Source organism: Burkholderia sp. B21-005 (assembly GCF_020843965.1).
Classification (GTDB): Bacteria; Pseudomonadota; Gammaproteobacteria; order Burkholderiales; family Burkholderiaceae; genus Burkholderia; species Burkholderia ambifaria.
This window is the reverse complement of the sequence record NZ_CP086301.1, coordinates 585159-609489: the sequence shown is the minus strand read 5'-3', so window position 1 is coordinate 609489 and position 24331 is coordinate 585159. Positions and strand designations below refer to the sequence as shown.

The window sequence follows — 24331 nt, the reverse complement described above, 5'->3', positions numbered from 1 at the left end:
CGCTCAGTGCAGGATTTTCGCGAGGAAGTCCTTCGCGCGATCCGACCTCGGATTCGAGAAGAAATCGTCCTTGCGGTCGTCCTCGACGATCGCGCCCTTGTCCATGAAGATCACGCGATGGGCGACCTTCTTCGCGAAGCCCATTTCGTGCGTGACGACCATCATCGTCATCCCTTCCTGCGCGAGCTCGACCATCACGTCGAGCACTTCGTTGATCATCTCCGGATCGAGCGCGGACGTCGGCTCGTCGAACAGCATCGCGATCGGGTCCATCGACAGCGCACGCGCGATCGCGACCCGCTGCTGCTGGCCGCCCGACAGTTGCCCCGGAAACTTGTGCGCATGCGCCTTCAGGCCGACGCGATCGAGCAGCTTCATGCCCTTCTCGTTCGCTTCGTCCTTGCCGCGGCCGAGCACCTTGATCTGCGCGAGCGTCAGGTTCTCGGTGATCGACAGGTGCGGGAACAGCTCGAAATGCTGGAACACCATCCCGACCTTCGAGCGCAGCTTCGACAGGTTCGTCTTCCGGTCGCCGACCGACTGGCCGTTCACGAGGATCTCGCCCTGCTGAAACGGCTCGAGGCCGTTGACGGTCTTGATCAGCGTCGACTTGCCCGAGCCCGACGGACCGCACACGACGACCACCTCGCCTTTCTTCACCTCGGTCGTGCAATCGGTGAGGACCTGAAACTGGCCGTACCACTTCGAAACGTTCTTGATGGAAATCATCTTGTGACCTTTTTCTGGAGACCTTTGACGAGGGCAGACGCCACCGAGCAAATCACGAAATAGCATGCACCCGCGAACAGGACCATCTCGACGGTCGTGCCGTCGCGATCGCCGATGTTGGCGGCCGTGCGGAAGAAGTCCGCGAGACTGATCACGTACACGAGCGACGTATCCTGGAACAGGACGATCGCCTGCGTGAGCAGCAGCGGCACCATCGCGCGGAACGCCTGCGGGAGGATCACGAGGCGCATGGCGTGCGCGTAGTTCATGCCGAGCGCGAACGCGGCGTTCATCTGCCCGCGCGGCACCGCCTGGATGCCGGCACGGATGATCTCGGAATAATACGCGGCTTCGAACAGCGAGAACGCGACCATCGCCGACGCAAGCCGGATGTCGATCGTCGGCGACAACCCGAGCACGCCCTGCAGCACCTGCGGCACGATCAGGAAGAACCACAGCAGCACCATCACGAGCGGGATCGAGCGGAACACGGTCACGTACGCTTTCGCGAACCACGCGAGCGGCTTCACGCCGGACAGCCTCATCAGCGCCAGCAGCGTGCCCCAGACGATGCCGACGACGATTGCGATCAGCGTGATCTTGAACGTGACGATCGCGCCGGACCACAGCGTCGGCATCGCGCCGGGAATACTACTCCAGTCGAACTGATGCATCACTTGCCTCCGATGTAGCCGGGCAGCCGCGTACGGCCTTCGATCCAGCGCATGAACGACATCACGACGAGGTTGATGACCACGTACGCGAGCGTCACCGCGATGAACGACTCGTAGGTCTGCGCGGTGTAGTCGACGAGCTGGCGCGCCTGCGCGGACAGATCGAGCAGGCCGATCGTCGACGCGACGGCGGAGTTCTTGAAGATGTTCAGGAACTCGGACGTGAGCGGCGGCACGATGATCCGGTAGGCCACCGGCAGCAGCACGTAGCGGTACGTCTGCCATTGCGTGAAGCCCATCGCGAGGCCGGCGGCGCGCTGGCCCGTCGGCAGCGCGTTGATCCCCGAGCGCACCTGTTCGCACACGCGCGCGCCGGTGAACAGGCCAAGACAGACGATCGACGCGGTGAAGAACTGCGTGGTCGGCGGCAGTTGCTTGATCCAGGTGCCGACCGACGCGGGCAGCAGTTCGGGCACGACGAGGTACCAGACGAAGAACTGCACGATCAGCGGGATGTTCCGGAAGATCGACACATAGACGGTGCCGATTGCGGACAGCCATTTGTTCGGCACCGTGCGCAGCACGCCGAACATCGAACCGACGATCAGCGCGATGACCCAGGCGACGAGCGACACTTCGATCGTCACCCAGAAGCCGGACATCAGCCATCCGAAATAAGTCGTCGGCTCGCCGGTCGATACGGGGCTCAGGAAGATGCCCCAGTTCCAGTGGTAAGACATGGGCAAGACTCCAGCAAAAAGAAACGGAAGAAGCGTGGCCTCTTCCGTTTCAGTAGCGTCATTACTGCGTCAACGTCCGTGTGGTCAGTCGAGCGCCTTGTCGTTCGGGTTCGCGTACAGCTTCTTCATCGAATCGGACAGCGGGAAGTTCAGGTTCAGCCCCTTCGGCGGAATCGGGCTCTCGAACCACTTCGCGTAGATCTTCGCGGCTTCGCCCGACTTCTCGACTTGCGAGATCGCGTCGTCGACAACCTTCTTGAAGTCCGTGTCGCCCTTGCGCATCATGCAGCCGTAAGCCTCTTCCGATTGCGGCGTGCCGACGATCACCCACTCGCCCGGCTGCTTCGCCTTCGCGCGCTCGCCCGCGAGCAGTGCGTCGTCCATCATGAACGCGACCGCGCGGCCCGACTCGAGCGTGTTGAACGAGTCGCCGTGGTCCTTCGCGCTGATGATGTTCATGCCCAGCTGCTTGTCGTTGTTCATCTTGCGCAGCAGGCGCTCGGACGTCGTGCCGGCGGTGGTCACGACCGTCTTGCCCTTCAGGTCGGCGAAGTCCTTGACGCCCGAATCCTTCTTCGTCATCAGGCGCGTGCCGATCACGAAGATCGTGTCGGAGAACGCGGCTTGCTGCTGACGCTCGGTGTTGTTGGTCGTCGAGCCGCACTCGATGTCGACCGTGCCGTTCTGCACGAGCGGGATGCGGTTCTGCGACGTGACCGGGATGTTCTTGACCTGCAGATTCGCCAGGCTCAGCTTCTTCTTCACCGCGTCCACGACCTTCATCTGGAATTCGCGCGAATAGCCGACGACCTGCTGGTTCTGGTCATAGTAGGAGAACGGGATCGACGATTCGCGGTGCCCCAGCGCGATCACGCCCGTGTCCTTGATCTTCTTCAGCGTGCCGGTCTCCTGTGCATGCGCGCCGCTCGCGAACGCGCAGAGCGCCGCGACCATCAGGACTGCCTTCTGGTATTTCATTTTGGTCATCTCCTTTGCTAAAACCCGCGCCAGTGTATCAAAGTAATATTTTTGAAAGAACTGGTTGTTTACCGCACTACGAATCGCCCTGTGCGAAGCCTTCCTCCCGGCTTCGGGCGCACTTGTGACGCATGAATGCACGCGCGGGCGGTGCCGGATTCGGCACCGCCCGCGAGGGATCATGCACGCAACCGGTGGATTGCGTCATGCTTTGATCGTAGTCAACCGAGCGCCGATCGGCAATGACCGATCGGCGACACCCGATCAGGGGTACAGGCCGCGCATTTCGCGCGCCATCAGGATGCGCTTGCACGCGACGATGAACGCCGCCGTACGCACCGACACCTTGTGCTCTTCCGAAACCGCCCACACGCCGGCGAACGCTTCGCGCATCACGCGCTCGAGACGGTGGTTGATCTCGTCTTCCGTCCAGAAGAAGCTCGAGAAGTCCTGCACCCACTCGAAGTACGACACGGTCACGCCGCCCGCGTTCGCGATCACGTCCGGGATCACGAGCACGCCGTTCGCGCTCAGGATGTCGTCGGCCGCCGTCGTCGTCGGGCCGTTCGCGCCTTCGACGATGATCTTCGTGCGGATCTTCGATGCGTTCTTCTCGGTGATCTGGTTTTCCAGTGCCGCCGGGATCAGGATGTCGGTCTCGACCGTCCAGAACTCGTCGTTCGGCATCGGCTCGGCGCCTTCGAAGCCCGCGACGCCGCCCGTGCGTGCCACGTGGTCGAGCAGCTTGTTCGAATCCAGGCCGGCCGGTCGGTAGATCGTGCCCGTGTGATCCTGCACCACGATCACCTTCGCACCCGCTTCCTGGAACAGCTTCGCCGCGATGCCGCCGACGTTGCCGAAGCCCTGCACCGCGATGCGCGCGCCTTCGATTTCCAGGCCCTTCTTCTTCGCCGCTTCGCAGCCGACGACGAACACGCCGCGGCCCGTCGCTTCCTTGCGGCCGAGCGAACCGCCAAGCGCGATCGGCTTGCCGGTCACGACGCCGGTCGACGTCTGGCCCTGGTTCATCGAGTACGTGTCCATCATCCACGCCATCACCTGTTCGTTGGTGTTGACGTCCGGCGCCGGAATGTCGGTGTTCGGTCCGATGATGATGCCGATTTCGCTGGTGTAGCGACGCGTCACGCGCTCGAGCTCACCGCGCGAGAGCTTGCGCGGGTCGACGCGGATGCCGCCCTTCGCGCCGCCGTACGGCACGTTCACGGCCGCGTTCTTCACCGACATCCATGCGGACAGCGCCATCACTTCCGACAGCGTCACGTCCTGGTGGTAACGCACGCCGCCCTTGCCCGGACCGCGCGACACGTTGTGCTGCACGCGATAGCCTTCGAAGTGCGCGACGGTGCCGTTGTCGAGCTCGATGGGGCAGTCGACGATCAGGATGCGCTTCGGACGCTTCAGCGTTTCAAGCCAGCGCGACAGCGAACCGAGGTACGGTGCGACGCGATCGACCTGCTGAAGGTAGTTGCCCCACGGGCCGAGATCGTCGGCGTGCAGGTAGGACGGGATGGACTGCAGTTGCGAAGACATGGATGCTCCAACGTTCAACGGATTGCGCACATTGTCGAAAAACCCATTTTTTTTATCCAATGCCGTTTGCTTATTCGATTATGCGTTTCTTGCATGATCGGGATTTTTCGCAAATCCGCGGTCGATTTGCGCAAGAACGTCCGCGATCGGTCGTGCATCGCGTTGCGCGAAAATCGTTGGTGAATACGCCGGATGCGCGCCGGACAGCCGTCCGACAGGCGCGGCAAGCTTGTCGTCAGCCGCGCGCGGCCGTGCTCGGTCCCATCATTCGGCCGTGTCGCGCAATTCGTCGCGCACGACTTCCCACAGCCCGCGCACGAGTTTCTGGCGCGGATCGTCGCCCTGCAGCGCGAGCTTGTCGCAATACAGGCGAATCTCCATCGTCAGCGTGAACGGATGCGTGCCGCCGCGCGCGGAACGGTCGAGCCGGATCAGGCGGGCGCCGGCCACCGCGTCCTCGACCGCGCTGTGCGGCAGGAACGCGACCCCGTGGCCCGCGAGCGCCATCGCCTTCAGCCCTTCGGCCATGTCGGTTTCGTAGACGCGATCGAGGAACAGCCGCGTCGGTGCGTTCGCAACGATGACTTCGGTCATCCGGCCGAGATACGCGTTCGGCGTATACGACAGGTACGGCACGCGCGCCTCGGCCGTGCCCGGCAGCGTGTAGCGCGGCCGGCCGGCGCGACCCGGCGCCGAGAACGGGCTGATCGGCTCGCTGCCGAGGACCAGCATGTCGTAGCGCGCCGGGTCGAGCGCGACCGGGTGGCTCGGGTGGTGGTAGCCCATCACGAGATCGCAGCCGCCCTCGACGAGCGACAGCACGGCATCGTGCACGTTCAGCGCGCGCAGCCGCGTGTGGACTTGCCCCATCTTCGCCTCGATCCGCTGCAGCCAGCGCGGAAAATACGTGAGCGACAGCGTGTGCGGCACCGCGAACTCGATCGTCGGCACCGGCGCGCCGACGTGGCCGCGCAGCAGCGTGCGCGCCTCGTGCGCCTGCGACAGCATCGTCAGCGCCTGCTCGTAGAAGATCTGGCCGGCCTGCGTGAGCCGCGTCGGATAGACCGAACGATCGATCAGTTCGGTCGAGACCCATGCTTCCAGCGCCTGGATGCGCCGCGAGAACGCGGGCTGCGACACGTGCCGCAGTTCGGCGGACCGGCTAAAGCTGCGCGTTTCCGCGAGCGAGACGAAGTCTTCGAGCCATTTCAGTTCCATGCAGGCGGGGCGCGGCGGGCGGCGGTCGGGAAGAAGCCTGCATTCTACCGGCGGGCGGGTCCGGCGGGCGGGTCCGGCCGGCGGTGCGGCGGGCGGCCCGGCGAACCGGCGCGGGCGCCCGCCGGCAGGCCGCGGCGCGTCGCCCGGGCGCCGGGTGCGCGCCGATCGCCCGTGGCAGGGGTGGCCGGACCGGTTCGGCCGGGATCGACCCGCGCCAATGGTAAAATGGCGGATTCTCCTCCCCCTCGTTCGCCCCGGCTCCAAGGCCCGCCCGATCATGTCCGACACTCGTCCCGATACGCTTTTCGCCCTCACCGCGCTCTCGCCCATCGACGGCCGCTACGCCAGCAAGACCGAAGCGCTGCGCGACTGGCTCTCCGAAGCCGCCTTCATGCGCCACCGCGTCACCGTCGAGGTGCACTGGCTGATCGCGCTGTCGCGCGCCGGCTTCGCGGAAGTCCCGCGCTTCTCCGACGCCTCCGAACAATTCCTGCTGCAGCTCGCCGAGCGCTTCACCGCGCACGACGCCGCGCGCATCAAGGAAATCGAGCGCGTGACGAACCACGACGTGAAAGCCGTCGAATACTGGCTGAAGGAATCGGTCAAGGGCCAGGCCGAGCTCGAAAAGGCCAGCGAATTCATCCACTTCGCGTGCACGTCCGAAGACATCAACAACACGTCGCACGGGATGATGCTCGCCGGCGCACGCGAGCACGTGATTCTGCCGGCGCTGCGCACGGTCCACCAGCGCCTCGTCGCGCTGTCGCACGCCCACGCCGAGCAGCCGATGCTGTCGCGCACGCACGGCCAGCCGGCCAGCCCGACGACGCTCGGCAAGGAACTCGCGAACGTCGCCGCGCGCCTCGCCCGCGCGATCACGCGCATCGAGAAGGTCGAAATTCTCGGCAAGATGAACGGCGCGGTCGGCAACTTCAACGCGCACCTGTCCGCGTATCCGGAATTCGACTGGGAAGCGTTCTCGCGCGACGTGATCGAGAACCGCCTGAAGCTGACGTTCAACCCGTACACGATCCAGATCGAGCCGCACGACTACATGGCCGAGCTGTTCGACGCGGTCGCTCGTGCGAACACGATCCTGCTCGACCTCGACCGCGACGTGTGGGGCTACATCTCGGTCGGCTACTTCAAGCAGAAGACGAAGGCCGGCGAGATCGGCTCGTCGACGATGCCGCACAAGGTCAACCCGATCGATTTCGAGAACTCGGAAGGCAACCTCGGCCTCGCGAACGCGACGCTGCGCCACCTCGCCGACAAGCTGCCGGTGTCGCGCTGGCAGCGTGACCTGACCGACTCGACGGTGCTGCGCAACATGGGCGTCGCGCTCGGCTACTCGCTGCTCGCGTACGACTCGCTGATCCGCGGCCTCGACAAGCTCGAAGTGAACCCGCAGCGCCTGAACGAAGACCTCGACAACTGCTGGGAAGTGCTCGCGGAGCCGGTGCAGACGGTGATGCGCCGCTACGGCATCGAGAACCCGTACGAGCAGCTGAAGGAACTGACGCGCGGCAAGGGCATCACGCGCGAAGCGCTGCAGGAATTCGTCGGCACGCTGGCGATCCCGCAGGACGCGAAGGATCGCCTGCTCGCGATGACGCCTGCGTCGTACATCGGCAAGGCCGTCGACCTCGCGAAGCGGATCGCGTAAGCGCCGCCGTCGCCGGACGGAAAAAAAGCCCGATGCGAGCAAGTTCGCATCGGGCTTTTTTCTTGGTGGCCGGCGCGCGGCCAGGCGTCGGAAAACCGGAACCTCAGAACGAGATCATCCGCCCCGGATTCAGCGCGCTCATCACGCTCATCGCCGCCTTCGCGGCTGGAATCGCGATCGGCGACAGCTGCCGGCCGAGCGGAATCTCGCGATGGTCGATGCCGGTCAGCATCGAAAAATCGTCATTGCGGCCGACGAAATCGTCGCAAATCGCCTTGCCGATCCGCACCGTCTGCGCGACGCCGTGCCCACTCCAGCCCTGCACCATGTACATCGGCACGCGGCCGTCGGTCTTGCGGCTGTCGGTCGCGCCGTTCAGCGTGAAGTCGCTGACGCCGCTCCAGCAGTAGTCGAGCGCGAAGCGGCCGTCGTGCTGCGGAAACACCGTGTTCAGCCGCGTCAGCAGATACGCGTTGACGTCCTGCTGCGCCCAGCACGAGCCGGTGCCCTGCCCGCCGAACAGCAGGCGGTTGCCGCGCACCGGCCGGTAGTAGTCGATCTGGAACTGCGTGTCGTACACCGGCATGCCGGCCGGCATCAGCGTCGCGACATCGACGTCGAGCGGCGCCGTCACGCTGACGTACGTGAAGAACGGCACGGTGGTCGCGCCACCGTCGTCCAGCAGCCGGAACGTCGTGTTGTGCAGCGCGAGCACGACGCCGCGACGCGCGGTGATCGTGCCGCCCGGCGTCGTCGCGACGACGCCCGCGGGCGTTTCGTCGAGCTCGAGCACCTCGGTGCCCTCGTACAGCGCACCGCCGTTCAACTGGAAGCCATGCACGAGGCCGCGCACCAGCGCGAGCGGATGAAGCTGGCCGCCGAGCGCGTCGATCGCCGCGCCGTGATACAGGCCCGAGCGCACGTATTCGTCGTGCAGCTGATGGCGGCCGACGAGCGTCACGCCGGCGTCGCCGAGATGGCGGCGGGCGTCCGCGCCGTCGAGCAGCGCGCTCATGTGGCCCGGGTGGACCGCCGCCGTCACGTGGCCGTTCTTGCGATCGAGGTCGAGCGCGTAACGCGCGCCGATTTCATCGATCAGGTCCATCGATTCGGTCGACGCGAAGCGCCACAGCCGCTTCGCGTCGTCGTGCGACAGGTAGTCGATCATGTCGGCGGCTTCCCAGCGCGCGAGGCCCGGCGTGAGCTGGCCGCCGTTGCGGCCCGACGCCGCGGAGCCGACGTGATGCTTGTCGACGAGGATCGTGTCGACCCCCGCTTCCGCGAGATGCAGCGCGGCCGACGCGCCGAGCAGCCCCGAGCCGATCACCAGCACGTCGCACACGGCGTCGTGCGCGAGCGGCGCGCCGCTTTCACGGCGCGACAACGACGCCTCGTACCAGTTGGCCGGACGCTCGCCGTCGTAGCGGGACGGCTCGCACCAGTTCCAGTTGTCCTTTTCGATGTTCAGTTGCGTCTGGTCGAAACGCGATTCGCCCTGGATCAGGGGTTTGTTGTAGGTAGTCATGATTGCACTTGCATGGTCTTGGGCCGCCAGTCGAAGGGCCGTGAGGCTTCGCGGGTGGGGCAGCCGGTTCCACTTGGGTGTCAACGAGAGAAAGGGCGCGATGGCCCGTGTTGACGGCAGGCACGCAGGTGTCTGCCTGGATCCCGGACTGTGCGAAAGCACGCATTGAAAGGTGCCGGGACACCCAATTTCTACACCGCAGAAATAATTCTACAGCGTAGAATATACTTTCGTCAAGTTGACAGCCGGACGCCCCAACCGCCCCCCATGAAAGACAAACCCGCCCAAGGCCCGCGCGGCCTCGACAAGGACGCGATCGTCGCGGCCGCGCTCGCGCTGCTCGAAGAGGTCGGCGAAGCCGCATTCAGCGTGCGCAAGCTCGCGCAGTCGGTCGGCTGCGACCCGATGAGCGTGCTGTATCACTTCAAGTCGAAGGACGGCCTGACCCGCGCGATCGCGAATGCGCTGTCGCGCTCGCTCGTGCCGGTCGACGAGACGCTGCCGTGGCGCGAGCGGCTGCGCGATCTCGCGCGCCAGTACCGCGCGCTCGCGCTGCGTTACCCCGCCGCGTTCGCGCTGCTGCAGCGGCACATGAGCACGGGGCCGGCCGATCTCGCGCACATCGAGGCCGTGCATCGCGCGCTGGCCGACGCCGGCATCGCGCGCACCGCACTGCCGGCCGTGTGCGTCGGCTGGTATGCGAGCGTGATCGGGCTCGCCGCCGCCGAGGCCGGCGGCCTCACGCGGCCCGCGAACGATGTCGAGCTCGCGGAAATGAATGCGCTGCCCGATACCGCGCATCCGCTCGTCAAATCGGCCGCCCCGCTCTATGCGCGGCTCGATCCGGCCGTGGTGCATGACACGATGCTCGACGTGCTGCTCGACGGCATCGCGCGGCACGCGCACGCAGCCTGACCGGCGCGCGCCGCTAACGAAAAAGGCGCCCGAAGGCGCCTTTTTCATGAAGATTGCGGCAAACCGCGCTCAGTGCTGCTGCGCGAAGCCGATCTTCACCATCACTTCATTGACGATCTGTTCGGGCGTCAACTCGATGCTGACCTCGATCGCTTCGTCCGGGCCCGGCTCCTCGAGCGTGTCCAGCTGGCTCTTCAGCAGCGACGGATCGAAGAAATGGCCGGTGCGGCTCTTCAGGCGCTCGTGCAATACCTCGAACGAACCCTTCAGATACACGAACCGCACGTCGGTGTCGGTGCCACGCAGCACGTCGCGGTACGACCGCTTCAGCGACGAGCACGTGAACACGGCCGTCTCGCCGGCGCGCTGCTTTTCCTCGATGGCCGCGCGGATCGTGCGCAGCCACGGCCAGCGGTCGTCGTCGGTCAGCGGAATGCCGTGATGCATCTTTTCCTTGTTCGCCGCGCTGTGAAACGCGTCGCCATCGGTATAGCTGCACGACAGGCGTTCCGCCAGCATTTCGCCGATTCGCGACTTGCCCGCGCCCGACACGCCCATTGCGATCAGAATCATTGACTACCCCTTGTTACAGAACCAAGCTCAGCAGCAGCGTGAAGCTAAGACCGAGCACCGAGATGATGGTTTCAAGCAGCGACCAGGTCTTGAACGTCTGACCAACCGTCATCCCGAAGTATTCCTTGATCAGCCAGAAGCCGCCGTCGTTCACGTGCGAGAAGATCAGCGAGCCCGAGCCCGTCGCGAGCACCAGCAGCTCCGGGCTGACCGCCGCGCCGGACGCCGCCGCGATCGGCGCGACGATGCCGCAGGCCGTCGTCATCGCGACCGTCGCCGAACCCGTCGCGAGACGCATCAGCGCCGCGACGAACCAGCCGAGCAGCAGCGGCGACAGATGCGCGTGCTTCGCGGTCTCGACGATCTGCTGCGAGATCCCGCTGTCGCGCAGGACGCCGCCGAAGCCGCCGCCCGCACCGACGATCAGCGTGATGCCGGCGATCGGCGCCAGACACTCGCCGCAGAACTTCTGGATCTGGTCGCGGTTGAAGCCCTGCAGCTTGCCGAACGTGAAGAAGCTCACCAGCACGGCGATCAGCAGCGCGACGTCGGAGTTGCCGGCAAAGCGCAGCAGGTTGTTCGGCAGCGACTTCGGCGCGAACACCAGGTCGGCCCAGCTGCCGACCAGCATCAGCACGACGGGCAGCAGGATCGTGAACAGCGTGATGCCGAAGCTCGGCAGTTCGCGCTTGCGACCCTCCGTGTGCGTATCGACGAACTGCGCCGCGAGCGGATTGTTTTCCGGCAGCTTCACGAACTTCGAGATCGTCAGCGCGAACAGCGGACCGGCGATGATGGCGGTCGGCACGCCGACGATCAGGCCGAATGCGATCGTCTTGCCGATATCGGCGCCATATTGCTGAACGGCCAGCAGCGCGGCCGGGTGCGGCGGGATCAGCCCGTGCACGACGGACAGGCCGGCCACCATCGGCAGGCCGACGACGAGCAGCGACTTGCCGGTGCGCTTCGCGACGTTGAACGCGATCGGGATCAGCAGCACGAAGCCGACTTCGAAGAACACCGGCAGGCCGACGATGATCGCGACGAACATCATCGCCCAGTGGATGTTCTTTTCACCGAACCAGTCGATCAGCGTGGTCGCGATCCGTTCGGCGCCGCCCGATTCGGCCATCATCTTGCCGAGCATCGTGCCGAGGCCGACGACGATCGCGATGTGGCCGAGCGTGCCGCCGGTGCCCGTTTCGAACGACTTGACGATCTTGTCCATCGGCATGCCGACGACGAGACCGAGGCCCAGCGAAACGATGATCAGCACCAGGAACGGGTAGATCTTGTAGCGCGCGATCATCAGGATCAGCGCGGCGATCGCGATCAGCGTGAATACGAGCAGCATGCTGCCTTGGACAGCCCCCATGTGGCACTCCTCCTAGAATTTGTTCGAACCGGGCGAGGTGTTGCGAGTATGCCCGGCTATGCAGGTCTCCGAAACACGGGGGGTACCCACCCCGTGAGGACGCTGAATTTTACTTATCTTTGCGGCCCGCGGATAGAACCGGTTCCATCAGCAAAAACCCTCGGTAAAACAAGCACTAAGCGCTCGTTTACCGAGGGTCGAACGATCATTTCATACAAGTATTAACGGGGGAGCTGGCTCGCGGCTTGCGCGAGGCGCGTGACCTCGGCCCAATCCTGCGCGGCGAGCGCGGCTTTCGGCGTGAGCCACGAGCCGCCGACGCACACGACGTTCGGCAGCTTCAGGAAATTCGGCGCGCTTTCGGCCGTGATGCCGCCCGTCGGGCAGAACTTCAGCGCCGGGAACGGGCCGTGGAATGCCTGCAGCATCGGCACGCCGCCGGCCTGCTGCGCAGGGAAGAACTTGACGATCTCGTAGCCGAATTCGAGCGCCTGGATGATGTCGCTCGGTGTCATCACGCCCGGCAGCAGCGGCAGGTCCGCGTCGAGCGACGCGAGGTGCAGGTCCTTCGTCAGGCCCGGCGACACGCCGAACTTCGCGCCCGCGCGCTTCGCCTGCGCGCAGTGCTCGGGCTTCGTGATCGTGCCGACGCCGACGACGATGTCGTCCGCGAGCTGGCTCGCGCGCTGGATCGCCTCCAGGCCCGCCGGCGTGCGCAGCGTGATCTCGAGCACCTTGACGCCGCCCGCGTGCAACGCGCGCGACACGTGTTCACCCTGCTCGACCGAGTCGAATGCGAGCACCGGAATCACCGGGCCCAGCTTCACGATTTCGCCAATCGTCTTCATTGATGACACTCCTTGAAATTCATGCAGCGACGCCGACGGCCGTTTCGCCGACCAGCGTCCCGAAAACCGATGCGCCCTGCTCGGCCGGCGCGGCCGCCGCGCGGAACACGCCGAACAGTTCGCGCCCGAAACCCGTCTCGTTGTCGGCCTGATGCAGCGGCTGCGCGACCGCGCGCGCTTGCCACTCGGCGTCGTCGACCTCGATGTCGAGGATGCCGGCTTCCGCGTCGATCACGAGCGTGTCGCCCGTCTGCACCTTGCCGAGCGGGCCGGCCAGCAGCGCTTCCGGCGACACGTGGATCACCGCCGGCACCTTGCCCGATGCGCCGGACATGCGGCCGTCGGTGACGAGCGCGACGTGGAAGCCCTGATCCTGCAGCACGCCGAGCAGCGGCGTCAAACGGTGCAGCTCGGGCATCCCGTTCGCGCGGGCGCCCTGGAAGCGCACGACCGCGACGAAATCGCGCTTCAGCTCGCCGCGATCGAATGCCGCCTGCACGGCTTCCTGCGAATCGAACACGATCGCGGGTGCCGTCACCTTGCGGTGCTCGGGCGCGACCGCCGAAATCTTGATCACGCCGCGGCCGAGCCGGCCCTGCATCAGGCGCAGGCCGCCGTCCGGCTGGAACGGCTCGCGAATGCCGCGCAGCACCTTCGTGTCGTGGCTCTCGGCCGTGCCGTCGACCCACGTCAGCTTGCCGTCGATCAGCTTCGGCTCCTTCGTGTAGTGCGACAGGCCCTTGCCCGCGACCGTCGTCACGTCTTCGTGCAGCAGCCCGCCTTCGAGCAGGTTGCGCACCAGGAACGCAACGCCGCCCGCCGCGTGGAAATGGTTCACGTCCGCCTTGCCGTTCGGGTAGATCTTCGCGAGCAGCGGCACGACGGCCGACAGCTCGTCGAAATCGTTCCAGTCGATCAGCACGCCGGCCGCGCGCGCGATCGCGACGAGGTGCAGCGTGTGGTTGGTCGAGCCGCCCGTCGCGAGCAGCGCGACGATCCCGTTGACGATCGCCTTCTCGTCGATCACATGGCCGATCGGCGTGTACTGGCCGCGCTCGACCGTCAGGTCGAGCACGCGGCGCGCGGCTTCGGCCGTCAGCGCGGTACGCAGCGGCGTGTGCGGATGGACGAACGCCGAGCCCGGCAGGTGCAGGCCCATCAGCTCCATCAGCATCTGGTTGCTGTTCGCGGTGCCGTAGAACGTGCAGGTGCCGTGGCCGTGATACGCGGCCGATTCGGCTTCGAGCAGCGCGTCGCGGCCGACCTGGCCGGTCGCGAACTGCTGGCGGATCTTCGCCTTGTCGTCGTTCGACAGGCCGCTCGTCATCGGGCCGGCCGGCACGAAGATGGTCGGCAGGTGGCCGAACTGCAGCGCGCCGATCAGGAGGCCCGGCACGATCTTGTCGCAGATGCCGAGGCAGAGCGCCGCGTCGAACATGTTGTGCGTGAGCGCGATCGCCGTGCCCATCGCGATCGCCTCGCGCGAGAACAGCGACAGCTCCATCCCGGGGTTGCCCTGCGTGACGCCGTCGCACATCGCCGGCACGCCGCCCGCGAACTGCGCGACGCCGCCGTTCTCGCGCGCGGCGGCCTTGATGATGTCGGGGAAATCCTTGTACGGCGCGTGCGCGGACAGCATCTCGTTGTACGAGGACACGATGCCGATGTTCGGCTCGCGGATTGCCTTGATCTGGAACTTGTCGCTGCCTTCGAGACCCGCGAAGCCGTGCGCGAGGTTCGCGCACGACAGCGCGCCGCGCGCCGGGAACTTGCCTTGCGCGCCGTCGAGGCGCTGCAGATAGGCGGAACGGGTCGATTGGCTGCGGGCGATCACGCGTTCGGTGACTTTCGCCAGAGTGGGGTGCAGCGACGTCATGCTGGGCGCTCCTGTATGCCGGACGACACCGGCGGTTGGAATCGTGGGGACGGTCGAGTGCATCGAACGAACGAAGCCAGTCTAGTAGAAAAACTACATGCGCGCAATGCAGATCAACCGGCACGCAACCCACATTCCCGCCACCAGTAAGGCTTTACCTAGTGAAAACCCTAATTCACTGCCCCAACCGAAGCAGAAATTACCGGCAATGCAGCTAGCATTTTCATGTAGATTTTCTACAATTCGATTGCGATACACTCGCTCACCCGAACCCCATTTCCATCCACCGCCCCATGCTGCCTCGCATTGAAGCGATCCGCGCCGACCTGCGCCCGTCCGAGCGCAAGCTCGCCGACTACATCCTCGCCGCGCCGCGCGAGGTGCTCGACCTCGCGATGACCGAGCTGTCGACCCGCGCGGGCGTCAGCCAGCCGACCATCGCGCGCTTCTGCCAGGCGCTCGGCTGCAGCGGCTTTCGCGAATTCAAGATCCGGCTCGCGCAGAGCGTCGCACCGGGCGTGTCGTCGGTGTATCGCGACGTCGAGCCCAACGAACCCGCGCCCGGCATCATCGGCAAGGTGTTCGACCGCACGATCGGGGCGCTGATCGAGGTGCGCAACAGCCTGTCGGCCGGCAGCGTCGCCGACGCGATCGCGCTGCTGTCGAACGCGTCGCGCATCGAGTTCTACGGCGCCGGCGGCTCGGGCATCGCCGCGCAGGACATCCAGCACAAGTTCTTCCGGCTCGGCGTGCCGAGCGTCGCGTATTCGGACCCGCACACGTTCTCGATGTCATCGGCGCTGCTCGGGCCGCACGACGTCGTCGTCGCGATCTCGAACACTGGCCGCACGCGCGACATCGTGGATGCCGCGCGCTCCGCGCTCGCGTGCGGCGCGAAGGTGGTCGCGATCACGCAGAGCCATTCGCCGCTCGCGAAACTCGCGACGGTGAGCCTCGCGTCGAACGTGGCCGAGGAAACCGACGTGTTCTCGCCGATGACGTCGCGGATGTCGCACCTCGCGATCGGCGACATCCTCGCGGTCGGCGTCGCGCTGTCGCGCGGGCCCGCACTGATGGAGCGCGTCGGCCGCGCGAAGGAGGCGATCACGCGCCGCCGGATCGACGACCCGACGAAGGATTGACGCGCGCGACGCGCACGTGAAAACGGCGCCCCGAGGGGCGCCGTGTTTTCATGTGTGCATCGATCGACCGCCCGCATGCTCGTCGAAAGAGCCGCCGAAAGGGCTCAGAACGGCTTGATCACGGCCAGCGCGACCGCGGCGAGCATGCCGAGCACCGGCAGCTCGTTGAACACGCGATACCACTTGTCGGTGCGGCGGTTCTCGCCGCGCTCGAACACGCGCAGCAGGTGCCCGCAATACGCGTGGTAGATGACGAGCAGCAGCACCACCGTCACCTTCGCGTGGATCCAGCCCTCCCCCTGGCCGATGCCGATCACGAGCCACAGCCACAGCCCGCATGCCAGCGCCGGCACCGCGATCATCGTCATGAAGCGGAACAGCTTGCGTGCCATCAGCAGCAGGCGCCGCACCGCGGCCGGATCGGTCTCCATGGCCAGGTTCACGTAGATGCGCGGCAGGTAGAACAGCCCCGCGAACCACGCGGCGATCAGAACGATATGGAACGTCTTGACCCAGAGCATTGCCATCGGTTGTGCGCCTCGCTTTACTGACGGCCTTCGCCGTGCCCGAGCACGACGTACTTCAGCGACGTGAGCCCTTCCAGGCCGACGGGGCCGCGTGCGTGGAGCTTGTCGTTCGAGATGCCGATTTCCGCGCCGAGGCCGAATTCGAAGCCGTCCGCGAAGCGCGTCGACGCATTGACCATCACGCTGGCCGAATCGACTTCGCGCAGGAAGCGCATCGCGCGGTCGTGATCCTCGGTGACGATCGCATCGGTGTGATGCGAGCCGTAGTGGTTGATGTGCTCGATCGCCGCGTCGAGGCCGTCGACGACCTTGATCGCGAGCACCGGCGCGAGATATTCGGTGTGCCAGTCTTCGTCGGTCGCGTCGACGAGCGGGCCGACGCCCGCCTCGGCGAGCACCGCGCGCGCGGCCGCATCGACGCGCAGCTCGACCTGCTTGTCGCGATACAGCTTGCCAAGAGGCGGCAGCAGCGTCGCCGCGATGCCGCTCGCCACGAGCAGCGTTTCCATCGTGTTGCAGGTGCCGTAGCGGTGCGTCTTCGCGTTGTCGCACACGGCCAGCGCCTTCGCGAGATCGGCGCGATCGTCGACATACACGTGGCAGATGCCGTCGAGGTGCTTGATCATCGGCACGCGTGCCTCGTTGATCAGGCGCTCGATCAGGCTCTTGCCGCCGCGCGGCACGATCACGTCGACGGATTCGGTCATCGTGATCAGCTTGCCGACCGCGGCGCGATCGGCGGTCGCGACGACCTGCACCGCATCCTGCGGCAGGCCGGCCGCCTCGAGCCCTTCGCCGATCAGCTTCGCGAGCGCCGCGTTCGATTCGAGCGCCTCGGAGCCGCCGCGCAGGATCGTCGCGTTGCCCGACTTCAGGCACAGCGCGGCCGCGTCGATCGTCACGTTCGGGCGCGACTCGTAGATGATGCCGATCACGCCGAGCGGCACGCGCATCTGGCCGACCTGGATTCCGCTCGGGCGGTACTTGAGGTTGCCGATCTCGCCGATCGGATCGGCCAGCGACGCGACCTGGCGCAGACCTTCGACCATCGTCTTCAGCGCGTTGTCGGACAACGTCAGGCGATCGATGAACGCCGCGTCGAGACCCTTTTCGCGAGCACGGGCGACGTCGCGTGCATTCGCATCCTTCAGCGCCTGCGCGTCGCGCTCGATCGCGCGGGCCACGGCGTCGAGCGCCGCGTTCTTCGCTGCCGTGCTGGCGCGCGCCATCGCGCGGGAAGCGTGCCGGGCACGGCGGCCCAGGTCCGTCATGTACTGGTCGATATCCATCGTGTGACTCGAGAAGCGAGCCGCTTGGCGCGGCGTGAATTCGTGGGGAAGCATGAGGCGCGGCGGCAGGCCGGCCGCGCCGGCTTACCGAAACATTGTAAGCGGGTTGCGATGCGTGCGCTGAAGGCCCCTTAACGCCGCACGCGACCCGCGGGCGGCGGTCGCTCGCCGCGGGCGCCCGCCACCGTCATCGCGAGCTGGAACAGGCCGTCCCACGGGTCGGGCGGCGGATCGTCCTGCGTGCGGCGGCCCGGCGTGATCGCCGACAGCCCCTTCACCTGCCGGTCGAGCTTCGCGGCGAACGCGAGCGCCTTCTCGAGCACGGCTTCGGACACGCGGTTAAGCGCGGGGCCGATCAGCCGCTCGCGCGGGCCCCACACGCGGTTCTCGCGCAGCAGCGTGGCCAGCGGCTTGCCGGCCGTCGTGCCACGCTTGATCCGCAGCAGCGTGCGCAATTCCTCGACGACGGCCCACATCACGAGCACGATCGCCTCGCCCTCGCCCTTCAGCCCGTCGATCATCCGCGCGAGCCGGGCGGCGTCGCCCGCGAGCATCGCCTCGTTCAGCTTGAACACGTCGTAGCGCGCGACGTTCAGCACCGCGTCGTGCACCTGCTCGAACGACAGCACGCCCTGCGGATAGAGCAGCCCGAGCTTCTGGATTTCCTGATGCGCGGCGAGCAGGTTGCCCTCGACGCGCTCCGCGATGAACTGCAGCGCGCGCCGCCCGTCGTCGCCGGGCGCGACGCGCTGGCCCTGCATCGACAGACGCTGGCCGATCCAGTTCGGCAGCTGCGCGCGCTCGACCGGATCGATCTTCAGCGCGACGCCGCCGTTCTGCAGCGCGGTAAACCACGCGGATTTCTGCGTTGCCGCGTCGAGGCGCGGCAACGTGACGAGCATCAGCGCGTCGGGGTTGGGGGTCGCCGCGAGCGTCTTCAGCGCGTCGGCGCCTTCCTTGCCGGGCTTGCCCGACGGAATGCGCAGCTCGATCAGCTGGCGCTCGCCGAACAGCGACATCGCCTGGGTCGCGCCAAGCAGCACGCTCCAGTCGAAGCCGCGCTCGACCGTATGCACCGAACGCTCGGTGAAGCCGGCCGCGCGTGCGGCCGCACGAATGCGGTCGCACGCTTCCTGCGCGAGCAGCGGCTCGTCGCCGTAGACGGTGTAGAGCCCGGCCATCCCCTTCGCGAGGTGCGGCTCCAGCGCATCAAGTCGCAATTGCATCGGTGCGTGCGCCGTCGATCACAGCGGCGGCGGCGGCAGCGGTGCGCGCGGCGCCACGCCCGGCACCACATCCTCCGGCGCCGGCGTCAGCGAGTGGACGATCGCGAGACGCCGCATCAGCTGGTCGACCGCGTCGTTCTGCATGTCGCCGTAGAGAATATCGGCTTCCTGCGCCTTCGCGTTGGTGTACTGGTCGCTGTACGTCATCGCGCGGTTCAGCGCGATCGCGCTCGGCGGGATCAGCAGGGTGCCGTCCTGGCTCGTCAGCGAGAAGTTCAACGTGTAGTAGAGCGCATATTCCTGCGCGGAGCCGTACTTGTTGAGCGTCAGCGTGTTCTGCCCGCGCGACTCCGACATGCGCAGCACGGCATCGGCTTCGTCCACCGACTTGACGATCTTCGTGTCGCTGCCGGCCTCGACGAGGCGCGCGAGCCGCGCCTCGACGGGCGCCGGCGCGCCGGCCACCAGCAGGCGCTTGAACGCGTAGTCCTGCCGGCCGCGCAACTGGAAACCGCATGCCGACAGCGCGACAGCGCTGCCGACGAGCCCCAAAAACGATCTGCGGATCACCTTCGCTCCTTCTGTGTGCGCCCGACGGCCAATGGCCGTCAGACGACGATGTTCACGAGGCGGCCGGGCACGACGACGATCTTCTTCGCCGGCTTGCCGTCGCTGAACTTCGCGAACGCTTCGTCGGCCACTGCCGCGGCCTCGATCGCCTCGCGGCTCGCGTCCTTCGCAACCTTCAGCGCGCCGCGCACCTTGCCGTTCACCTGCAGCACGAGTTCGATCTCGGCCTGCTCGAGCGCGGCCTCGTCGACCTTCGGCCACGGTGCGTCGAGCAGCGGGCCGAATTCGTCCGCGTAGCCGAGCGCCTTCCACAGCTCGAACGTGACGTGCGGCACGACAGGGTACAGCACGCGCAGCAGCACGCCGTACGTCTCGCGCAGCACGGCGGGCGTCGCGCCCTTCGCGCCGTCGATCGCGTTCAGCATCTTCATCGCGGCCGACACGACCGTGTTGTACTGCAGGCGCTGGTAGTCGAAATCGGCCTGCTTCAGCACGCTGTAGATTTCGCGGCGCAGCGCCTTGTCGGCGTCGCCGAGCGCGGCCGCGTCGAAGCCCGCGCGCACGGCAAGCGCTTCGCGGTTCGTCGCGCCGAAGCTCCACACGCGGCGCAGGAAGCGGCTCGCGCCTTCGACGCCCGCGCCCGACCACTCGAGCTGCTGCTCGGGCGGCGCCGCGAACATCGTGAACAGGCGCGCGGTATCGGCGCCGTACTGGTCGATCAGCACCTGCGGATCGACACCGTTGTTCTTCGACTTCGACATCTTCTCGATGCCGCCGAGCACGACCGGCTGGCCGTCCGTGTTCAGCGTCGCGCCGACCGGGCGGCCCTTGTCGTCGTGCGTGACCGTCACGTCGGCCGGGTTGTACCAGGTCTTCTTGCCGGATGCGTCTTCGCGGTAGAACGTCTCGTTCAGCACCATCCCCTGCGTGAGCAGGTTCTTCGCCGGCTCGCCGAACTTCACGAGGCCGAGGTCACGCATCACCTTGGTCCAGAAGCGCGAATACAGCAGGTGCAGGATCGCGTGCTCGATGCCGCCGATGTACTGGTCCATCGGCATCCAGTAATCGGTGCGCGCGTCGACCATCGTCTCGGCGTCCGGCGCCGTGTAGCGCGAGAAGTACCACGACGAATCGACGAAGGTGTCCATCGTGTCGGTCTCGCGCTTCGCGGCCGCGCCGCACTTCGGGCACGAGCAGTTCAGGAACGCTTCCGACTTCGCGAGCGGGTTGCCCGAGCCGTCCGGCACGAGGTCTTCCGGCAGCACGACCGGCAGGTCCTGCTCCGGCACCGGCACGTCGCCGCACGACGGGCAGTGGATGATCGGGATCGGCGTGCCCCAGTAGCGCTGGCGCGACACGCCCCAGTCGCGCAGGCGCCACGTGACCTGCTTGTCGCCGTAGCCGCCGGCCTTCAGGTCGGCCGCGACCGCGTCGACCGCATCCGCATAGCGCAGGCCGTCGTACTTGCCGCTGTTCACGCAGACCGCGGTTTCCTTGTCGCCGTACCATTCCTGCCAGGCATCCAGCGAGTACGTCTGCCCTTCGCTCGAAATCACCTGCTTGATCGGCAGGCCGTACTTCTTCGCGAATGCGAAATCGCGCTCGTCGTGGCCCGGCACGCCCATCACCGCGCCTTCGCCATAGCTCATCAGCACGTAGTTGCCGATCCAGACCTCGACCGGCTCACCTGTGAGCGGGTGCGACACCGAGAAGCCCGTCGCGACGCCCTTCTTCTCCATCGTCGCGACGTCGGCCTCGGCGACGCCGCCGCGCTTGCATTCGTCGATGAACGCCTGCAGTTCCGGCTTGCCCTGCGCGAGGCGCGTGGCAAGCGGGTGCTCGGCCGCGACCGCGCAGAACGTGACGCCCATGATCGTGTCGGCACGCGTCGTGAACACGCGCAGGAGCGCCTGCTCGCCGTCGAGTTCGTACGGGAAGCCGAAGTTCACGCCGAAGCTCTTGCCGATCCAGTTCTGCTGCATGATCTTCACGCGCTCGGGCCAGCCGAGGCCCTCGAGATCGTTCAGCAGCTCATCCGCGTACTGCGTGATCCGCAGGTAATACATCGGGATCTCACGCTTCTCGACGAGCGCACCCGAGCGCCAGCCGCGGCCGTCGATCACCTGCTCGTTCGCGAGCACGGTCTGGTCGACCGGGTCCCAGTTCACGGTGCCCGTCTTCTTGTACGCGATGCCCTTCTCGAGCATCTTCAGGAACAGCCACTGGTTCCACTTGTAGTAGTCGGGCTTGCACGTCGCGATTTCGCGCGACCAGTCGATCGCGAGGCCCATCGACTGCATCTGGCCCTTCATGTAGTCGATGTTGTCGTAGGTCCACTTCGCGGGCGGCACGCCGTTCGCCATCGCGGCGTTCTCGGCCGGCATCCCGAACGCGTCCCAGCCCATCGGCATCAGCGTGTTGTAGCCGTTCATCCGCAGATAGCGGTACATCACGTCGTTGATCGTGTAGTTGCGCACGTGACCCATGTGCAGCTTGCCGGACGGATACGGCAGCATCGACACGCAGTAGAACTTCGGCTTCTGCGAATCTTCCCTCGTCTTGTAGGCATCGGCTGCGCGCCAGTCGCCCTGGGCGGCGGCTTCGACGTCGGCGGGTACGTATCTCTCGTGCATGGTGTGGTTCGGACTAGGCTTTAAGCAGCGCGCCACGAGGCGGGCACGCGGAAGTGGACGAAATCGGGCAGCCCGGCGGCGGGAGCAGGCTCACGGTTCTCGGGCCTGCATCATGGTTCCGGAAATTCGCCGGGTAACCCGGAGGGTCTCCAGGTTACCCGGCGAAACCCTGCCAACCGGGCGGAAACGACGATTATACCGTCCGTGGCGGGCGGTACGGCCGGGTGTCGCGGGCCGCGGCGCATTCTTGCCTGCGCCGGGCTCGCCGGCGGCCGGCAGGTCAGGGTTTCGCGCCCGCGGCGGCCGGCGCGGCGGCGCCCGCCGGCGGCACGTCGGTGACGAAGCCGATCCGCGTGAGGCCCGCGGCCTGCGCGGCGCCCATCACCTGCGCGATCACGTCGTAGCGGGTCGCGCGCGACGCGCGCAGCCGCAGCTCGGGCGGTGCGGCGCCCGCGGCGGCGGCCTGAAAGCGTGCCGGCAGCGCGTCGAGTGCGACGGGGGTGTCGTCCCAGTACAGCTTGCCGGCGTCGTCGATCGACAGCGTGACCGATTGCGGCGTATCGCGCGCGACGCCGGCCGCGACCTTCGGCAGGTCGAGCCGGATCGCGTGCGTCATCAGCGGCGCGGTGATGATGAAGATGACGAGCAGCACGAGCATCACGTCGATCAGCGGCGTCATGTTGATCTCCGCCATCGGCGCGGACGTCTTGTGGTGCTCCAGTCCGCCGAATGCCATGGTCGCTCCTCCCGGCCGCGCGTCAGGCGCCCTGCGCGCACACGAATACGTGCAGGTCGCGCGCGAAGCCGTCGAGTTCCTCGGCGAGCTGGCGCACGAGCCGCCCGAGGATGTTGTAGGCGAGTACCGCGGGGATCGCGACGACGAGCCCGAACGCAGTCATGATCAGCGCCTCGCCGACCGGCCCCGCGACGTTCTCGATCTGCGCCTGTCCGCTCGCGGCGATGCTGCCGAGCGCGTGATAGATGCCCCACACGGTGCCGAGCAGGCCGACGAACGGCGCGGTGCTGCCGATCGACGCGAGCAGCACCTGACCGAACTCGAGACGCCGCTGCGAGCGCAGCATCGCGTGACGCAGCGCGCGCAGCACGCGTTCACTGCGCTCGACGCGCGCGGCCAGCGCGGCCGGATCGTGTTCGTCGGCCGCGTCGCGCGCGGCTTCGGCGAGCGGCACGAACACGCGCTCCCGATCGGCGCCGGCGAGCGCGTCGATGCCTGCGTCGAGCGACGCCGCGCGCCAGAACGCGGCGAGCGCGCGCGGCCCCTGCCGCTTCGCGCGGACCAGCAGCCAGGCCTTCATGAGGAGAAAGCACCAGCTGGCGACGGACATCGCCAGCAGCACATAGGCGACGGCGTGCGTGATCGCATCGCCGCTTTCGAGGTAGTGGACAACGCCGGTGGGAATCGCCATCGGAGTTTCCCCGTGAGGGTCAGCGCAGGCCGAGCACGTCCTGCATGTCGAACAGGCCGGCGCCGCGCGCCGACAGGAAGCGGACCGCACGCAGCGCGCCCTGCGCGTACGACACGCGGCTCGACGACTTGTGCGTGATTTCGATCCGTTCGCCGATCCCGGCGAACAGCACGGTGTGATCGCCGACGATGTCGCCGCCGCGCACGGCCGCAAAACCGATCGTCGACGGATCGCGTTCGCCCGTCACGCCTTGGCGGCCGTACACCGCGCAGTCGTCGAGCGAGCGCCCGAGCGCGCCGGCCACGGCTTCGCCCATCATCAGCGCGGTGCCCGACGGCGCGTCGACCTTGTGACGGTGGTGCGCCTCGATGATTTCGATGTCGTAGCCGTGCGAGAAATGCTTCGCCGCGAATTCGAGCAGCTTCAGCGTGACGTTCACGCCGACGCTCATGTTCGCCGCGAACACGATGCCGATCCTGGCCGCAGCGGCCTGCAGCTCGGCCTTCTGCTCGGCGGTGAAGCCGGTCGTGCCGATCACGAGCTTCACGTCGTGGCGCAGCGCGGCCGCGACGTGCGCGATCGTGCCTTCCGGCCGCGTGAAGTCGATCAGGTAGTCGGCCTGCGCGAACACGGCATCGAGGTCGTCGGTCAGCTTGATTCCGGTTTCCTTGCCGAGGAACGCGCCCGCATCCTGGCCGAGGAACGGCGAATCGGCGCGGTCGAGCGCGCCGACGAGCTGCGCGTCGGAATCATTGAGAACGGCTTCGATCAGCATCCGGCCCATACGGCCCGATGCACCGGCAATCGCAATCTTCATGGCTTTCTACACGACAGGTCTAAAGGCGGGCG

At 66.7% G+C, this 24331-nt stretch carries 22 protein-coding genes; 3 read left to right on the top strand and 19 right to left on the bottom strand.

The genetic code is table 11. The features are described from left to right. Positions 1-3: 3 nt before the first annotated feature. From LMA02_RS02875 to LMA02_RS02850, 6 genes are all read right to left on the bottom strand, one after another. Entirely contained in the window at positions 4-729 is a 726-nt protein-coding gene (locus LMA02_RS02875) for an amino acid ABC transporter ATP-binding protein (RefSeq protein WP_006761144.1), read from the bottom strand. Further along, positions 726-1403 carry a glutamate/aspartate ABC transporter permease GltK gene (gene gltK / locus LMA02_RS02870; RefSeq protein ID WP_006755149.1) on the bottom strand — a complete coding sequence of 226 codons (678 nt, stop codon included), beginning with the start codon at positions 1401-1403 and terminating at the stop codon, positions 726-728. Before gltK ends, LMA02_RS02875 begins: the two co-directional genes overlap by 4 nt. Further along, positions 1403-2143 carry an amino acid ABC transporter permease gene (locus LMA02_RS02865; RefSeq protein ID WP_228906869.1) on the bottom strand — a complete coding sequence of 247 codons (741 nt, stop codon included), beginning with the start codon at positions 2141-2143 and terminating at the stop codon, positions 1403-1405. The genes gltK and LMA02_RS02865 overlap by 1 nt, the downstream gene beginning before the upstream one ends. 84 nt (positions 2144-2227) lie before the next feature. Continuing rightward, positions 2228-3121 (bottom strand): glutamate/aspartate ABC transporter substrate-binding protein, encoded by an 894-nt coding sequence (locus tag LMA02_RS02860; protein ID WP_228906868.1) that lies wholly within the window; start codon positions 3119-3121, stop codon positions 2228-2230. Between the two features lie 264 nt (positions 3122-3385). Further along, a complete protein-coding gene (locus LMA02_RS02855) occupies positions 3386-4672 on the bottom strand; it encodes a Glu/Leu/Phe/Val family dehydrogenase (protein ID WP_228906867.1) in 1287 nt (428 codons plus the stop codon). Positions 4673-4936: 264 nt separating this feature from the next. Continuing rightward, the gene (locus LMA02_RS02850) at positions 4937-5890 is read right to left on the bottom strand and encodes a LysR substrate-binding domain-containing protein (RefSeq protein ID WP_228906866.1); all 954 of its coding nucleotides are present in this window, start codon (positions 5888-5890) and stop codon (positions 4937-4939) included. A 277-nt stretch (positions 5891-6167) separates the two neighbouring features. Here LMA02_RS02850 and purB point away from each other — a divergent pair, with 277 nt between their 5' ends. Beyond that, complete coding sequence (gene purB, locus LMA02_RS02845; protein WP_228906865.1) at positions 6168-7556, top strand: adenylosuccinate lyase; 1389 nt, start codon at positions 6168-6170, stop codon at positions 7554-7556. A gap of 103 nt (positions 7557-7659) precedes the next feature. Here the strand turns inward: purB and LMA02_RS02840 are convergent, their stop codons facing one another. After that, positions 7660-9081: an NAD(P)/FAD-dependent oxidoreductase gene (locus LMA02_RS02840; protein ID WP_228906864.1), complete on the bottom strand. Its 1422-nt coding sequence runs from the start codon at positions 9079-9081 to the stop codon at positions 7660-7662. 267 nt (positions 9082-9348) lie between these two features. On the opposite strand from LMA02_RS02840, the gene LMA02_RS02835 reads away from it, so the two are divergent. Then, entirely contained in the window at positions 9349-9996 is a 648-nt protein-coding gene (locus tag LMA02_RS02835) for a TetR/AcrR family transcriptional regulator (RefSeq protein ID WP_228906863.1), read from the top strand. A gap of 69 nt (positions 9997-10065) precedes the next feature. On the opposite strand, the gene LMA02_RS02830 is transcribed toward LMA02_RS02835, so the two are convergent. The 4 genes from LMA02_RS02830 to edd all read right to left on the bottom strand — a co-directional run bounded on the left by LMA02_RS02830 (position 10066) and on the right by edd (position 14668). After that, positions 10066-10569 carry a gluconokinase gene (locus LMA02_RS02830; protein WP_175674870.1) on the bottom strand — a complete coding sequence of 168 codons (504 nt, stop codon included), beginning with the start codon at positions 10567-10569 and terminating at the stop codon, positions 10066-10068. A gap of 13 nt (positions 10570-10582) precedes the next feature. Beyond that, a complete protein-coding gene (locus LMA02_RS02825; RefSeq protein WP_165750870.1) occupies positions 10583-11944 on the bottom strand; it encodes a GntP family permease in 1362 nt (453 codons plus the stop codon). A gap of 221 nt (positions 11945-12165) precedes the next feature. Continuing rightward, a complete protein-coding gene (gene eda / locus LMA02_RS02820) occupies positions 12166-12792 on the bottom strand; it encodes a bifunctional 4-hydroxy-2-oxoglutarate aldolase/2-dehydro-3-deoxy-phosphogluconate aldolase (protein ID WP_175725931.1) in 627 nt (208 codons plus the stop codon). 19 nt (positions 12793-12811) lie between these two features. After that, on the bottom strand, positions 12812-14668 hold the full coding sequence (gene edd, locus LMA02_RS02815) for a phosphogluconate dehydratase (protein ID WP_228906862.1): 1857 nt from the start codon (positions 14666-14668) through the stop codon (positions 12812-12814). A gap of 293 nt (positions 14669-14961) precedes the next feature. On the opposite strand from edd, the gene LMA02_RS02810 reads away from it, so the two are divergent. After that, positions 14962-15810 carry a MurR/RpiR family transcriptional regulator gene (locus LMA02_RS02810; protein ID WP_228906861.1) on the top strand — a complete coding sequence of 283 codons (849 nt, stop codon included), beginning with the start codon at positions 14962-14964 and terminating at the stop codon, positions 15808-15810. A gap of 104 nt (positions 15811-15914) precedes the next feature. Here the strand turns inward: LMA02_RS02810 and LMA02_RS02805 are convergent, their stop codons facing one another. The 8 genes from LMA02_RS02805 to dapB all read right to left on the bottom strand — a co-directional run bounded on the left by LMA02_RS02805 (position 15915) and on the right by dapB (position 24299). Continuing rightward, positions 15915-16337 carry a CopD family protein gene (locus tag LMA02_RS02805; protein WP_228906860.1) on the bottom strand — a complete coding sequence of 141 codons (423 nt, stop codon included), beginning with the start codon at positions 16335-16337 and terminating at the stop codon, positions 15915-15917. A 17-nt stretch (positions 16338-16354) separates the two neighbouring features. Continuing rightward, positions 16355-17626 (bottom strand): glutamate-5-semialdehyde dehydrogenase, encoded by a 1272-nt coding sequence (locus tag LMA02_RS02800; protein WP_228906858.1) that lies wholly within the window; start codon positions 17624-17626, stop codon positions 16355-16357. 131 nt (positions 17627-17757) lie between these two features. Further along, a complete protein-coding gene (gene holA, locus LMA02_RS02795) occupies positions 17758-18852 on the bottom strand; it encodes a DNA polymerase III subunit delta (protein WP_006760211.1) in 1095 nt (364 codons plus the stop codon). Between the two features lie 18 nt (positions 18853-18870). Then, the gene (gene lptE, locus LMA02_RS02790; RefSeq protein ID WP_006753815.1) at positions 18871-19422 is read right to left on the bottom strand and encodes an LPS assembly lipoprotein LptE; all 552 of its coding nucleotides are present in this window, start codon (positions 19420-19422) and stop codon (positions 18871-18873) included. 38 nt (positions 19423-19460) lie between these two features. Further along, on the bottom strand, positions 19461-22055 hold the full coding sequence (gene leuS, locus LMA02_RS02785) for a leucine--tRNA ligase (RefSeq protein ID WP_228906856.1): 2595 nt from the start codon (positions 22053-22055) through the stop codon (positions 19461-19463). 280 nt (positions 22056-22335) lie between these two features. Then, positions 22336-22791: an ExbD/TolR family protein gene (locus LMA02_RS02780; protein ID WP_011655957.1), complete on the bottom strand. Its 456-nt coding sequence runs from the start codon at positions 22789-22791 to the stop codon at positions 22336-22338. A 22-nt stretch (positions 22792-22813) separates the two neighbouring features. Next, positions 22814-23482, bottom strand: a complete 669-nt coding sequence (locus tag LMA02_RS02775; RefSeq protein WP_006755943.1) for a MotA/TolQ/ExbB proton channel family protein — start codon at positions 23480-23482, stop codon at positions 22814-22816. 19 nt (positions 23483-23501) lie between these two features. Then, the gene (dapB, locus tag LMA02_RS02770) at positions 23502-24299 is read right to left on the bottom strand and encodes a 4-hydroxy-tetrahydrodipicolinate reductase (protein WP_228906854.1); all 798 of its coding nucleotides are present in this window, start codon (positions 24297-24299) and stop codon (positions 23502-23504) included. Positions 24300-24331 lie beyond the last annotated feature (32 nt).

What these genes read in the sequence shown, in the direction of transcription:
- LMA02_RS02875 (WP_006761144.1), bottom strand. Translation starts at nt 729, where the DNA reads ATGATTTCCATCAAGAACGTTTCGAAGTGGTACGGCCAGTTTCAGGTC.
- gltK (WP_006755149.1), bottom strand. Translation starts at nt 1,403, where the DNA reads ATGCATCAGTTCGACTGGAGTAGTATTCCCGGCGCGATGCCGACGCTG.
- LMA02_RS02865 (WP_228906869.1), bottom strand. Translation starts at nt 2,143, where the DNA reads ATGTCTTACCACTGGAACTGGGGCATCTTCCTGAGCCCCGTATCGACC.
- LMA02_RS02860 (WP_228906868.1), bottom strand. Translation starts at nt 3,121, where the DNA reads ATGAAATACCAGAAGGCAGTCCTGATGGTCGCGGCGCTCTGCGCGTTC.
- LMA02_RS02855 (WP_228906867.1), bottom strand. Translation starts at nt 4,672, where the DNA reads ATGTCTTCGCAACTGCAGTCCATCCCGTCCTACCTGCACGCCGACGAT.
- LMA02_RS02850 (WP_228906866.1), bottom strand. Translation starts at nt 5,890, where the DNA reads ATGGAACTGAAATGGCTCGAAGACTTCGTCTCGCTCGCGGAAACGCGC.
- purB (WP_228906865.1), top strand. Translation starts at nt 6,168, where the DNA reads ATGTCCGACACTCGTCCCGATACGCTTTTCGCCCTCACCGCGCTCTCG.
- LMA02_RS02840 (WP_228906864.1), bottom strand. Translation starts at nt 9,081, where the DNA reads ATGACTACCTACAACAAACCCCTGATCCAGGGCGAATCGCGTTTCGAC.
- LMA02_RS02835 (WP_228906863.1), top strand. Translation starts at nt 9,349, where the DNA reads ATGAAAGACAAACCCGCCCAAGGCCCGCGCGGCCTCGACAAGGACGCG.
- LMA02_RS02830 (WP_175674870.1), bottom strand. Translation starts at nt 10,569, where the DNA reads ATGATTCTGATCGCAATGGGCGTGTCGGGCGCGGGCAAGTCGCGAATC.
- LMA02_RS02825 (WP_165750870.1), bottom strand. Translation starts at nt 11,944, where the DNA reads ATGGGGGCTGTCCAAGGCAGCATGCTGCTCGTATTCACGCTGATCGCG.
- eda (WP_175725931.1), bottom strand. Translation starts at nt 12,792, where the DNA reads ATGAAGACGATTGGCGAAATCGTGAAGCTGGGCCCGGTGATTCCGGTG.
- edd (WP_228906862.1), bottom strand. Translation starts at nt 14,668, where the DNA reads ATGACGTCGCTGCACCCCACTCTGGCGAAAGTCACCGAACGCGTGATC.
- LMA02_RS02810 (WP_228906861.1), top strand. Translation starts at nt 14,962, where the DNA reads ATGCTGCCTCGCATTGAAGCGATCCGCGCCGACCTGCGCCCGTCCGAG.
- LMA02_RS02805 (WP_228906860.1), bottom strand. Translation starts at nt 16,337, where the DNA reads ATGGCAATGCTCTGGGTCAAGACGTTCCATATCGTTCTGATCGCCGCG.
- LMA02_RS02800 (WP_228906858.1), bottom strand. Translation starts at nt 17,626, where the DNA reads ATGGATATCGACCAGTACATGACGGACCTGGGCCGCCGTGCCCGGCAC.
- holA (WP_006760211.1), bottom strand. Translation starts at nt 18,852, where the DNA reads ATGCAATTGCGACTTGATGCGCTGGAGCCGCACCTCGCGAAGGGGATG.
- leuS (WP_228906856.1), bottom strand. Translation starts at nt 22,055, where the DNA reads ATGCACGAGAGATACGTACCCGCCGACGTCGAAGCCGCCGCCCAGGGC.
- LMA02_RS02780 (WP_011655957.1), bottom strand. Translation starts at nt 22,791, where the DNA reads ATGGCATTCGGCGGACTGGAGCACCACAAGACGTCCGCGCCGATGGCG.
- LMA02_RS02775 (WP_006755943.1), bottom strand. Translation starts at nt 23,482, where the DNA reads ATGGCGATTCCCACCGGCGTTGTCCACTACCTCGAAAGCGGCGATGCG.
- dapB (WP_228906854.1), bottom strand. Translation starts at nt 24,299, where the DNA reads ATGAAGATTGCGATTGCCGGTGCATCGGGCCGTATGGGCCGGATGCTG.